Annotated in this window: 10 protein-coding genes; 5 read left to right on the top strand and 5 right to left on the bottom strand. The window is 70.9% G+C overall.

Annotated elements, in window-relative coordinates:
- Nucleotides 1-99 precede the first annotated feature (99 nt).
- Nucleotides 100-1,515 (top strand): leucine-rich repeat domain-containing protein, encoded by a 1,416-nt coding sequence (locus tag F4562_RS29975; RefSeq protein ID WP_184539847.1) that lies wholly within the window; start codon nucleotides 100-102, stop codon nucleotides 1,513-1,515.
- Between the two features lie 374 nt (nucleotides 1,516-1,889).
- Nucleotides 1,890-3,137: a cytochrome P450 gene (locus F4562_RS29970; protein WP_184539845.1), complete on the top strand. Its 1,248-nt coding sequence runs from the start codon at nucleotides 1,890-1,892 to the stop codon at nucleotides 3,135-3,137.
- Nucleotides 3,138-3,234: 97 nt separating this feature from the next.
- Here the strand turns inward: F4562_RS29970 and F4562_RS29965 are convergent, their stop codons facing one another.
- From F4562_RS29965 to F4562_RS36030, 4 genes are read right to left on the bottom strand one after another with little or no spacing between them, the layout of a single operon-like run.
- Nucleotides 3,235-6,255 carry a thioester reductase domain-containing protein gene (locus F4562_RS29965; protein WP_184539843.1) on the bottom strand — a complete coding sequence of 1,007 codons (3,021 nt, stop codon included), beginning with the start codon at nucleotides 6,253-6,255 and terminating at the stop codon, nucleotides 3,235-3,237.
- Nucleotides 6,256-6,259: 4 nt separating this feature from the next.
- Entirely contained in the window at nucleotides 6,260-7,405 is a 1,146-nt protein-coding gene (locus F4562_RS29960) for an 8-amino-7-oxononanoate synthase (protein WP_311733885.1), read from the bottom strand.
- A complete protein-coding gene (locus F4562_RS29955; RefSeq protein ID WP_221206538.1) occupies nucleotides 7,402-8,556 on the bottom strand; it encodes a beta-ketoacyl-[acyl-carrier-protein] synthase family protein in 1,155 nt (384 codons plus the stop codon). The genes F4562_RS29960 and F4562_RS29955 overlap by 4 nt, the downstream gene beginning before the upstream one ends.
- A 20-nt stretch (nucleotides 8,557-8,576) precedes the next feature.
- Entirely contained in the window at nucleotides 8,577-8,873 is a 297-nt protein-coding gene (locus tag F4562_RS36030) for an acyl carrier protein (protein WP_184539839.1), read from the bottom strand.
- 89 nt (nucleotides 8,874-8,962) lie between these two features.
- Between F4562_RS36030 and F4562_RS29945 the strand changes: the two genes are divergently transcribed.
- Nucleotides 8,963-10,255 carry an adenosylmethionine--8-amino-7-oxononanoate transaminase gene (locus F4562_RS29945; protein WP_184539837.1) on the top strand — a complete coding sequence of 431 codons (1,293 nt, stop codon included), beginning with the start codon at nucleotides 8,963-8,965 and terminating at the stop codon, nucleotides 10,253-10,255.
- 28 nt (nucleotides 10,256-10,283) lie between these two features.
- A complete protein-coding gene (gene bioD, locus F4562_RS29940; protein ID WP_184539835.1) occupies nucleotides 10,284-10,997 on the top strand; it encodes a dethiobiotin synthase in 714 nt (237 codons plus the stop codon).
- Between the two features lie 71 nt (nucleotides 10,998-11,068).
- Here bioD and F4562_RS29935 read toward each other — a convergent pair whose 3' ends face one another.
- On the bottom strand, nucleotides 11,069-12,289 hold the full coding sequence (locus F4562_RS29935; RefSeq protein WP_311733884.1) for a MalY/PatB family protein: 1,221 nt from the start codon (nucleotides 12,287-12,289) through the stop codon (nucleotides 11,069-11,071).
- A gap of 23 nt (nucleotides 12,290-12,312) precedes the next feature.
- Between F4562_RS29935 and F4562_RS29930 the strand changes: the two genes are divergently transcribed.
- Nucleotides 12,313-12,621 carry a hypothetical protein gene (locus F4562_RS29930; protein WP_184539833.1) on the top strand — a complete coding sequence of 103 codons (309 nt, stop codon included), beginning with the start codon at nucleotides 12,313-12,315 and terminating at the stop codon, nucleotides 12,619-12,621.
- Nucleotides 12,622-12,650: the final 29 nt, after the last annotated feature.

Raw genomic sequence — 12,650 nt, 5'->3', positions numbered from 1 at the left:
TCCCCATCGGTCCCCCTGTGCGAGAAGACGCCGGAGACGCGTACCAGGACCGCACAGCGCAGAGGGCCCGGAACCGCAAGCGACGACGAGGGGAAGAACATGGCGGAGTCCGAGAGCGGTCAGGTGACCGCCGCCGCGCGGATCGACAGGTGCGTACGAGAGGGGGCGACCCGCCTCGACCTGTCCGGGCTCAGCCTGAAGACGCTGCCCGATCCGCTCGACGGCCTCATCCACCTGTCCGAGCTCGATCTGAGTGGCAACGAACTGGCCGCCCTGCCCGAGTCCCTCGGCGACCTCACCGGCCTCACGAAACTCGACCTGAGCGCCAACCGGCTGACCGAACTGCCCGGGTGGGTGGGGAACCTCACCGGCCTCACCACGCTCGATGTCAGCTACAACCGGCTGACCGCCCTCCCCCGGTCGTTGGGGAGCCTCACCGGACTCACCGGACTCGACGCGAGCTACAACCGGTTGACCACCCTGCCCGAATCGCTCGGCGACCTCGGCGACCTCACCGGACTCAACCTGGTCCAGAACCGGCTGACCACCCTGCCCGAGTCCCTCGGCGGCCTCCGCGACCTCACCGAGCTCCTTCTGTGGCACAACCAGCTGACCACCCTGCCCGAATCCCTGGGAGACCTCGGCGACCTCACCTACCTCCACCTGAGCCAGAACCGGCTGACCACCCTGCCCGAGTCCTTCGGCGGCCTCGGCAGCCTCGCCCGGCTCCAGCTGTCCCAGAACGAGCTGACCGCCCTGCCCGAGTCCTTCGGCGACCTCACCGATCTCACCTACCTCGACCTGGGGAGCAACGAACTGGCCACCCTGCCCGAGCGGTTGGGCGACCTCCACGGGCTGACCGAGCTCAACCTGTACGGCAACCGGCTGACCACCCTGCCCGAATGGCTGACGGAGCTCACCGGCCTCCGTCGTCTCGACCTGAGAGAGAACCGGCTGACCACCCTGCCCGAGCTCCTGGGAAACCTCGGCGACCTCACCTACCTCGGCCTGAGCCGGAACCGCTTGGTCACCGTGCCCGCGTCGCTGGGTGACCTCACGAACCTCGTCGAACTCGATCTGGACGCCAACCGGCTGACCGCCGTGCCCGGCTCCCTGGGCGGCCTCACCCACCTCCGCACCCTCCGCCTGGGGGAGAACCGGCTGACCGCCCTCCCCGGGTCCCTCGGCGACCTCACCGGCCTCCACACCCTCCAACTGGGCGGCAATGAGCTGGCCGCCCTGCCCGAATGGCTGGGCGACCTCCGCGATCTCACCTCCCTCGACCTGAGCTCCAGCCGGCTGACCGCCGTGCCCGGGTGGGTGAGAAACCTCGCCGAGCTCGCCTATCTCCATCTGAACCACAACCTGCTGACCACCCTGCCCGAGTGGCTGACGGAACTCACCGGCCTCCGCAGCCTCGACCTGCGGGAGAACCGGCTGACCGCCCTGCCGGAATCGATCGAGCTTCACCCCCTGCGCCGGAACCTCCGCCTGGACGGCAATCCACTGGATTAGTTATCCCGGGATCCGCCCGGCCCCGCGCCGCCACGGGGAAGTTCAGAGGGGAACGGCGGCCGACACCGATCGGAGCCGACCTTTCCGGTCGCCCCCCCAGAATGAAAAATCCTCACCGGAATTTCTCCACCCCGATGAACGGGTGCACGAATCCACTTTCCGGGTGAGCCTCTGATTCCGCATGGCCCGCAGAACGGATCAGGCCGATCCTCGTTTCCCTGCGGGAAGGAATACCGGATGAATCCTCCGGCGCCGGAGGCGTTTCTCCCCGGGGAGCGCGCACAAGCGCACCAGAGGCGACTTCCGTCGATCAGGGCCGACCAAGCGGCCCGTTCTTCGCCGCCGACGACATCTCACGTCGATAACATCGGAGAATGACTGCGTACCTCGAAGAGTTTGACGTCTTCGGTCATGACTTCGCCGTCGATCCCTACCCCACAATGGCGGCCCTCCGTGCGCACGCCCCGGTCCACCACGACCCGCGCACCGGCTTGTGGCTGCTCAGCGGCTACACCGACGTGAAGGCGGCGTTGCTGGATCCGGACACATTCCGGCCGGACAACGCGCTGGACGTTCTCGTCGACCTGGGGACGCCGGCCCTGCGCGTTCTCGCCCGCGCGGGTTTCAGACTTCCGCCGACGCTGGCCAACAACGGCACGGAAAGCCATTCCGGCCTACGAGGTCTGATCACCCGGATGTTCAGCACGTCGGCTGTGCGGGCGAACAGGCCGGTGATCGAACGCGTCGTCGCCCGGAATCTGGAGCGTGTCGAGACGGAACTCGCGGCCACCGGCGGCCATGAGCTGGTCGGCGGTTACGCGCGTGACGTGCCCTACCAGGTCATGTTCGAGATGCTCGATCTGGACGGCCTGGTGGACGTCGACACGGCCACCCTGGCGCGGTGGACGCAGGCATCGCTCGAACTGTTCTGGGGGCACCCGAGGCCCGAGCGGCAGGAGGGCCTCGCCCGGGAGGCGGCGGACTTCTACCGGTGGCTGACCGGGCTCGTCCGGCGCTCCGACCGGGAGGAGTCCGGCTTCTTCCGCGCTCTCAGCGCTCACCGCTGCCCCGGTGACAGGCCGCTCGACACGGCGGAGGAAGTGGCCCTGTGCTATTTCATGATCATCGCCGGGCAGGTGACCACCGGGCAGATGTTCGCCACCATGTTGTACCGGGCTCTGGCCGAAGAGGGACGGTGGGCGTCTTTCCGCCGGGAACCCCAGCTCATCGCGCCGTGGGTGGAGGAAGTGATCCGGCGGGACCCGCCGATCACCACCTGGCGCCGTGTCACCGGCCGCCCCGTCCGTGTCGGCGACGTCGAGCTGCCGTCGGGGGCGAAGGTGCTCCTCATGCTCTCCGGCACCGGATCGGACCCGGACGTCTTCCCGTCTCCCGAGGAGATCTGCCCACACCGCGTCAACCAGCGCCAGCATCTGGCCTTCGGGCTCGGCCGCCATCGATGCCCGGGTGCCGAACTGGCCCGGACGGAAGCCGAGATCATGCTCCGGATGACCTCGGCCCGGCTGCCCGGTCTCCGGCTGGCGGAGCCGGGCCCCCCGCCCATGCTCAGCGGTCTGCTGTCGTTCCGGTCCCCCGCCCGGGTCGTGGTGACCACGACGTGATCGGCTCTCCGTCCGATCCGGCGATCCGGAAACCCACCGCCGCGGGGCCCGGGACACCCCGCCTCACGGTGAGGCGGGGCACATCGGCGCGCCGCCGTCACCCCTGCCGGCCGGCGTCCTTTCCCGGGGGAGGAAGGAAACCGATGTCCACGAAGTAGGACAGGTAACGACCGAAGATCTTCGAGTCGATCCTCACCGGACGGATCCGCGTCCCACCGAGACCGGCGAGGGTGGCGTCCGCCGTGAACGTCACGCCGGGTCCTCCCGTGAGCGAACCCGCTCCCAGCTCACCGGTCTCCCCCGGGTGCAGGACGCTGAGCAGCGGGTAGGCGGCGTTGCCCGGATCCGCCCGGACGCCGTCGAGCCACTCCGCGGAGGTGACACCGGCCAGGTCGTAGCCGAAGTCACGGACGTACTCCAGCAGCCGGTTCATCTCCACGGGTTCCGCACCCACCAGATGGAAGGTCCGGCCGATCGCCCCCGGACGCGTCGTCAGGGCGACGATCGCCGCGCTCACGTAGTCCACGGGCACCAGGTCCACCGGTGACCGCAGATCCGCCGGGCAGCTGCCGAGCTGGACGCACGCCTTCATCACCCGCCACAGATAGTCGTCCGTCTGGCAGGCACCGGTCGCGGAGTGGCCGACGATCCGGCTGGGCCGATGGATCGTGACAGGGATCCCCGCCTCGGCCGCGTGGGCGACCAGGCGCTCGCCCACCCACTTGCTCTGGGCGTATCCCTGCCGGATGGCGGAGGGAGGGCCCGGCGGGTCCAGTTCCCCTATCGGCCGGCCCGGTCGCCCGGCCCCTTCGAACACCCCTATGGTGGACACGTAGTGCAGCGGAGCGCGTCCTGACATGTCCGCCAGCCGGATGATCTCTTTCGTCCCGTCGACGTTGGCCGCCCTGAGGCGTGAGTACGGATGGACGACGTTGACGACGGCGCCGCAGTGATAGATCGCGTCGACGCGGCGGGCCAGGTCGGCCCGGTCCTCCTCGGTCAGTCCCAGCCCGGCGTCGGCCAGATCTCCGCGTACCGGGACGATCCTGCGCTCGAACCCGTCCTGCCACAGGCCGTACCTGCGCAGCGCCTCCCGCAACCGCGTGAATGCCCCGGCGTCGTCCTCCGCCCGCACCAGACAGCGGACGTCGGCTCGGGTGGAGGTCAGCAGTTCCCCGAGCAGGAACGCACCGAGGAAACCCGTGCCGCCGGTCAGCAGCACCTCTCGCGGGTCACTGGGATCCTCCGGCGCGACGAAGCCGAGGAGCCCTTCCAGCGGAGCCGCGTCCGCCGCCGGATCGGCCGTCACCGGGTCGACCACGGCCGGTTCCGTGCCACCCCGCTGGAGGGAGCGCAGCAGCGCCGCCACGTCGGCCACCCGGGGTGACTCGAACAGCGCCTTCATCGGCACGTCGACCCCGAACGCGTGACGGAATCGCTGGACGAGCCGGGTCGCCGTGAGTGAGTTGCCGCCCAGCGTGAAGAAGTCGTCACCGGGATCGACCCGGTCGAGGCCGAGGACCTGAGCGCAGAGGTCGGCCACCGCGCCGTCACAAGCGCCGGACACGGTCTCCGGCACGGAGGCCACCCGGTCGGGGGACGCCTCCAGGATGGCCTCGAACCGCTCGCGGAGCGTGCGTTTGAGCACCTTCCCCATCGAGTTGAGCGGGATCTCCGGCACGAAGGCGTAGTGGGCCGGTGCTTTGAACTCGCCCAGCCCGTCCACGACCCACCGGTGGAGCTGCCTGCCGGTGACCATGCCCCGGGGGACCACCGCCGCCGCGATCCGCTCGCCGAACCGCGCGTCCGCGACCCCGAAGACGGCCACGTCGGCCACGCCCTCATGGGTTCTCAGCACGGACTCGATCTGCAACGCGGACACGTTGAGCCCGCCCACGTCGATGAGGTCGCTCGACCGCCCCGCCAGGTGCAGGGCCCCCGTGGTGTCGAGAAGACCCACGTCGCCCATGCGGACCCAGCCGTCGCGGAACACCGTCGCCGACGCGGCGCCGTCGGGGCCGTAGTAGTCGCGCAGCGGTCTGCGCGGGGTTCGCAGGTAGACGTCGCCGACGACGTTCGGCGGGCATCGTCCGCCCGTCTCGTCGCGGACCTCCACCTCGGTGTCCTCGTTTGGGTACCCGACGCAGATCATGCCGGGATGGTCCTCGGGCCGGTGAACCGGCCCGGCCGGAGGCGACCCCGCCGGCGGATAGTGCAGGTTGGTCGCCGCGATGCCCGCCTCGCTGGAGGAGTACGAGTTGATGACGACCGCGTTCCCGAACGTGGCGCGCACGGATTCCACCAGGGCCGCCTCGGTGGGGGCGGCGGTCATGACGACGCTCCTCACCGCCTTCGCGGCCTCCGTCCCGGCCAGCTCCGGCAGGTCGCGTATGAGCGCGCGCATCTGCGACGGCGCCAGCATCAGATCACGCGGGCGGTGGGCGTTCAGGGACCGCAGGAATCCCCCCGCGTCGAGCCTCGCGCTCCTGATGACCGGCCCCCTGGTCAGTGCGAAGATCGTGAAGAGCACGCCCGCCGCGGTGTCGAAGGGGAAGGAGTGGATGATGCCCTCGCTGCCGAACCCGGGCCGCCAGTCGAGGAAGTAGGCGAGGTTCTCGTGGTCGCACCGGACGGCGCGCGGCCAGCCCGTCGTGCCTGACGTGTAGACCAGGCATCCTCGTTGCGGGCCGGTGGACGGCCTCTCCCCCGACGTCTCCCCCGGCGGCCCCTCCAGCGCCTTCGCGAACTCCAGGATCCGCGCACCGGCGTCACGCCCGGGGAGGGAGAGCCCCGGACCCACGATGAGCCGCGCGACGGAGTACTTCTCGACGATGGCGGCGACCTCGTGCGGATGGAACCGGCTGGACAGGGGCAGGGCGAGACCGCCCGCGCGCATGATCCCCAGGAGCCCGACGGCCGCGTCGATCCAGTCGCGGTCGTCGAACCACATGGCCACCGGGCCGTCGGAGAGCACCCCCCTTGACAGGGCCCGCGCGATCCGCGAGGCCCGGTCGTCCCAGTCGGCGTACGTCAGCGACCGTCCGTCCTGATCCACGATCGCGACGGCGTCTCCTCTGTCCGCGGCCGAAGCGGCGAGCGTCTCGGGGATCGTCGGCATCACGTCATCCTCCGGCGGGTCGGGCGGCGAGGATCACCTCGACGGCGCGCTCGACGTCGGCGTCCGTCAGGTCCGCTCTGGCGGTCAGGCGGAGCCGGGAGAACCGGTCGGGCACGGAGGGCGGGCGGAAGCAGCTCACCGCCACCCCCTGCGACCGGCACGCGTCCGCCCAGGCCACCGCCGCCTCGGCGGACGGAGCCAGAACGGACACCACGGCGCCTTCCGGCGGTGAGACGGTGAGCCCGGCCTCCCGCAGCCGGGTGTGCAGTCCGGCGGCCACCCGGCGCGTGCGCGCGGGGAGATCCGGCCGGTCGCGTAGTACCCGCAGGGCGGTCAGCGCTCCCGCCACCGGGGCCGGCGCGAGACCGGTGTCGAAGAGGAAGCTCCGCGCGGTGTTCATGACATGGTCGATCACCCGGCGCGGGCCGAGGACGGCCCCGCCCTGCGACCCCAACGCCTTGGAGAGGGTGAGGGTCCACACGACGTCGGGAGCGCCCGCCAGCCCCGCCGCCGCCACGGCCCCTTCTCCCCTCTCCCCCACGACTCCGATGCCGTGCGCGTCGTCGACGAGGAGCGCGGCGTTGTGACGGCGGCACGCCTCCAGGGTCGCCGGCAGGTCCGCGAGGTCGCCGTCGACCGAGAAGACCGACTCGGTGACCGCGTGGACACGGGCCGACCGGGTGTCCGCCAGCGCCTTCTCCACCGCCTGGGGACTGTTGTGAGCGACGGTCTGGACCTGTGCCCCCGCCAGCTTGTACCCGTCGATGAGCGAGGCGTGGTTGCCCGCGTCGACGACGAGGAGCGTACCCGGACGGCTGAGCGCAGTGATCATTCCCAGGTTGGCGAGATATCCGGAGGAGAACACCAGAGCCGCTTCCGCCCCGCAGAAGTCCGCCAGTTCCTCCTCCAGTTCCCGGTGCAGCACGGTGGTGCCGCTGACCAGGCGGGCGGCCGTCGCGCCGCTGCCCCAGACCAGCGCGGCCTCGGCTGCGGCCCCGGTCACCTCCGGATGGCGGGCCAGGCCGAGATAGTCGTTGCCGGCCAGGTCGACGAGGGCCGAGCGGGCGGGCCGTACGAGCATGCGACGGGTCAGGCCCGCGCGGTCACGGCGGCGCGCGCTGACGTCGATCCAGTCGAACACACCGGTCACGGCTCTCCTCCGGGCCCCAGGACCAGGCAACCGTTGTGCCCGCCGAAACCGAAGGAGTTGGACAGGGCAGGCCCGGGGGCCCACGCGCGACCGCTCCCCGTGACCACGTCCAGGGACATCTCCGGGTCGACCTTCTCCAGGCCGATGGTGGGCGGGATGACGCGGTGGCGCATCGACAGGAGCACCGCAACCGCCTCGAGCGCGCCGCCGGCGCCGAAGGCGTGACCGGTCGCTCCCTTGGTGGAGGTCACCGGCGGGGTCTCCGGCCCGAAGACGGCGGACACGGCTCTGGCCTCCGCCGCGTCGTTGAGCAGCGTCCCCGTCCCGTGGGCGTTGATCTGGCGGACCGCCGCCGGCTCGACCCCGGCGTCCCGCAGCGCGAGCCGCATGCATTCCGCCGCTCCCGCCCCGTCGGACCGGGGAGCCGTGATGTCATGCGCGTCAGCCGTGCTGCCGAGCCCCATGACCTCGCCGTAGATACGCGCTCCCCTGGCTGTGGCGGCGTCCCGTTCCTCGAGCACCAGCAGTGCGGCACCCTCGGCGATGACAAAGCCGTCGCGTTCCCCGTCGAAGGGACGCAGCCGCCGGGTGGACGACAGCGCGCGCATGTTGGTGAAGCCGGCGACGACCAGCGGAGTGGCCGCGGCCTCCGTGCCTCCGGCGAGCATCAGATCGCACTCGCCGTTCGCGATCAGCTTCGCCGCCCGGCCGATCGCGTGGGTGGCGGCCGCGCAGGCGGTCTGTATCGTCTCGCAGGGACCGCGCCAGCCGTTGCGCATGGACACGGCCGCGGGTGCGGCGTTCGGCATGAACATCGGCACGAAGTGGGGGGAGACCCGCCGCTCCCCGCGTTCCCGCAGCGCGACGGCCTGCCGTTCGACCGTCGCCATTCCGGCCAGCGCGGTGGCCACCAGCACCCCGGAGCGCGTGGGATCGGACACCGGACGCCCGGCGTCGCGCAGCGCCAGATCCGCCGCCGCGACCGCGAACTGGGTGAACCGGTCGAGCACCCGCGTTTCGCGCGGGCCCAGCCACGGAGCCGGGTCCCAGTCCGCCATCGTCCGGTGACCGGGTGGCGGCGGGGTGAACAGGGAACGCCAGAAGACCTCATGTCCGTCGCCGTCGGCCGTCACCACGCCCAGACCGGTCACGGCGACCCTCCGCGCCGCGTTCACGACAGCTTGACGACGAGCCTGTGGACGTCTCCGATCGTGCGCACGTCCGCGACCTCCTCGTCGGGCACCTTGATGTCGAAAGCCTCCTCCAGCGCCATGAGGAGCTCGACCCGGATGAGGCTCGTGGCGTGCAGATCGTCGAAGAGGTCGGCCTCGGGCGTCACCTGTTCGGGTGCCACGAGCAACACTTCTGAGGCACATTTTTGGATTGTCCGAAATACGTCATTCACCGCGTCAGCCCTCCATGCCGCCGGAAACAGGAAGTCCTCCAGGGATCGAATATAGTTCCCCATTCCTTGACCGGCGGCGCGGACGGCTGTTTCCAGTTGAATTCGGATCGGGCGGATTTAAAATATCCGCGTCGTACCGTAGCCTCCTGACCATGTCCCCTGACGAGCTGACAGCCCTCGACCTGGCCCATGTCTGGCACCCGTACGCGCCGATGCCGGGCCGGCAGCGGCCGTTGGTCGTGGAATCCGCCTCGGGCGTACGACTCAGACTGGCCGAGGAGATCGAAGGCGTCAGTGAAGTGGTGGACGGGATGTCCTCGTGGTGGGCGGCCATTCACGGATATCGTCACCCCGTCCTCGACGAGGCGGTGCGCGACCAGCTCGGCCGGATGAGCCATGTCATGTTCGGCGGCCTGACGCACGAGCCCGCCGTACGACTCGCGACCACCCTGGTGGAGATGACACCCGCTCCCCTCCGGCACGTCTTCCTCTGCGACTCCGGCTCGGTGTCGGTGGAGGTCGCGGTCAAGATGTGCCTGCAGTACTGGCGGTCCCTGGGCCGTCCGGAGAAGCGGAAGCTGGCCACCTGGCGCGGGGGGTACCACGGCGACACCTTCATGCCGATGAGCGTCTGCGATCCCGAGGGGGGCATGCACAGTCTCTGGACGGGAGTCCTGACGCCCCAGGTGTTCGCCGACCGGCCGCCCGCGGGGTTCGACGCGGGCGTCGATCCCGTCTACGCCCGGCATCTGACCGAAGTGATCGAGAGGCACGCCGGCGAGCTGGCGGCGGTGATCGTGGAGCCGGTCGTGCAGGGTGCGGGTGGCATGCGTTTCCATGACCCGGGATACCTGCGGGTTCTCCGTGAGGTGAGCCGCGCCAACGACGTCCTGCTGGTCTTCGACGAGATCGCCACCGGATTCGGCAGAACGGGAGCGCTCTTCGCGGCCGACCACGCGGGGGTCGATCCCGACGTCATGTGCGTCGGCAAAGGACTGACGGGCGGGTACATGTCGATGGCGGCCGCCCTGTGCACCCACGAGATCGCCGACGGCATCGGCCGCGGGGAGTTCCCTGTCCTCGCCCACGGCCCGACCTTCATGGGCAACCCGCTCGCCTCGGCCGTCGCCTGCGCCTCCCTCGGCCTGCTCCTCCGCGGCGGATGGGAGCAGGACGTCAAGCGGATCGAGACCGGGTTGACCCTGGGGCTGTCACCCGCGCGAGACCTCCCCGGGGTCGCCGACGTCCGGGTCCTGGGAGCCATCGGCGTCGTGCAACTCGACCACCGGGTGGACATGGAAGCCGCCACCCGCGCGGCGCTGCGTGAGGGGGTCTGGATCCGGCCGTTCCGCGACATGATCTACACCATGCCCCCCTACGTCACCGACGACGAAGACCTGGCCAGGATCTGCTCGGCGATCCTGGCGGCTGCCCGCGCATCCTGATCGCACTCGAGAAGCAGGTGGGAACGGTATGGGAATCATGGTGGTGACCGGGACCGGCACCGATGTGGGGAAGACGGTGGCCACGGCGGCCATCGCCGCGCTGGAGGTCGCCGCCGGCCGCCGCGTGGCCGTGCTGAAGCCCGTGCAGACCGGGGTGGACGGCGACGCGCCGGGCGACGTCGCCGAGGTTCTGCGTCTCGTCGGCGACGTCGCCCACCGGGAGTTGCTCAGGCTTCCCGAGCCGCTGGCGCCCAACACCGCCGCGCGCCGGGCGGGTCGCCCGGCGCCGCGGCTGGACGACATGGTGAACGAGGTCAGGAGGCTCGAAGCCACCCATGACCTGGTCCTCGTCGAAGGCGCCGGCGGGGTTCTCGCCTGGTTCGACGATTTCGGCACCACTCTCGCCGACCTCATCGCGGCCCTCGGCGCGCCTGCGGTCGTGGTCACCGCCCCCGGCCTGGGAACGCTCAACGCCACCGCCCTCACGGCGGAGGCTCTCAGGCGTCGCGACCTCCCCTGCCTCGGGATGATCATCGGAAGCTGGCCGGTGGAGCCGGATCTGGCCATGCGGTGCAACCTGAGCGACCTCCCGGTGGTCTCGGGCCTGCCTCTGCTGGGCGTGCTGCCCGAGGGGATGGGGAGGCTGTCGAGGCCGGAGTTCCTCGCCTCCGCCCGGAGGGGACTGGCCCCCGAACTCCGGGGCGACTTCAGAGCTGACGATCTCATCGCGGCGGTCGGCTGATCCCGCCGGTGAGCGCTCGTCGCGGGCCTCCGGTCCCGGCGGGCGCTCCCGCGTGGCGGGCACGGCTCCGGTCATCCCGGGGGCGACGCCTCCGCTATGCGGGTCAGCACCTCCCGGAGGTTGGACGGGCTGGTCGCGAAGTTGAGCCGGGCGAACGCGGAGGTGTCGACGGCGGTCTCCTGGGAGAAGTCGGCCCCCTCGGTGAGCTTGACCCTCGCCAGGCGTTCGAGGTGTCCGGCGGGTGCGTCGGTCCCGTACGGGCTGCCGGTGAAGTCGAGCCAGCTCAGGTAGGTCCCCTGCGGGGAGTGGTAGCGCGGCTCCCACGGCAGGGCCCTCACCCACTCCTCGATCATGAGCCGGTTGCCCTCCAAGGTCCGCAAGAGGGCTTCCAGCCAGGCGTCGGACCGGCGCCAGGCGGCGACGGTGGCGACCCGGCCGAGGATGCCGGGGGTGCCGAAGTAGTCGAGCGGGGCCCGGGCCAGCGCGTCCCGGACCCGGTCCGGCCCGATGTGCGCGACGGCGCAGCGGAGCCCAGCGATGTTGAACGCCTTGGTCGCCGAGGTCGTGGTGATCGTCCGGGCGGCGGTGGCCGGCCCCAGCGAGGCGAAGGGGACGTGCCGATGCGGGGCGAACACCAGGTCGGCGTGGATCTCGTCGGCCAGCACCACCAGGTCCAGTTCCCCGGCGACCTCGGCGAGGGAGACGAGCTCGCCACGAGTGAGGACACGGCCGGTCGGGTTGTGCGGGTTGACGAGCACGAGCATGCGGCAGCCCTGCTCCCGCAGGCGCCCGGCGAGCCCGTCGGCCGAGAAGCCCCAGCCCGCCTCCTGCCGGACCATCGGCAGCGGCACGATCCGCCGGCCGGAACGGGCGATGCTCGCGAGGAACGGCGGGTAGGAGGGGACGTGGATCGCGACACCGTCACCCGGTTCGGTCGCGTACTCGACCATCACCTGGAGGATCTGCAGGACGTCGGCGAACACGCGCGTCCGGCCGGGGTCCGGCCGCCACCCGTGACGCCCGGCCATCCGTTCCTCGAACGCCTCGACCACGGGGTCCTCTCCGGGCCAGTACGGGTACCCGAAGTCCTCGCGTTCGGCCATCCGGATGACGCTCTCGCGCACCGCGGGCGGGATGCCGAAATCCATGTCGGCGACCCAGGCCCCGATGGTGCCGGGGGCGAGCGAGCCCCACTTGACGCCGTGTCCGGAGCGCAGACGCTCGACGTCGATGGTCGCGAACGGGTCGGCTGCCGCGGAGGCGGCGGACGGCTGGGAGGGCTCTCGGCTCACCGGCGCGCTCCGATCCGCTCGACGTGCTCGGCATCCTCAGCGCGCTCGGTGCGGACGGCGTGTTCGGCCTGCCCAGTACGTTCGGCGCGGACGGCGCATTTCGTGCGGACGGCGTGCCTGATGCGAGCGGCGCCGATGCCGGTCATCCCGGCCTGAGCCCGGTCGGTGTGGTGGAGGTGGTCGTCATCGGTGATCAATCCGGCTCCAGGGTCGTCGGATCCACGTCCCCCGACAAGCGGGTGACGCCACACTGCGCGCTCGGAACGTCGCCTGTCAAGATCGTGAAACGGGCTTCGTCTTCGTCAGCGGCAACCGCCGGCGATGCGGCATGAGGAGCGCGGAAACAGTGTCACGGCGGCGA

The sequence above is a fragment of the Streptosporangium becharense genome (assembly GCF_014204985.1).
GTDB classification, from domain to species: domain Bacteria; phylum Actinomycetota; class Actinomycetes; order Streptosporangiales; family Streptosporangiaceae; genus Streptosporangium; species Streptosporangium becharense.
Note: the sequence above shows the minus strand (reverse complement) of the source record. Positions and strands in the feature narration are given on the sequence as shown.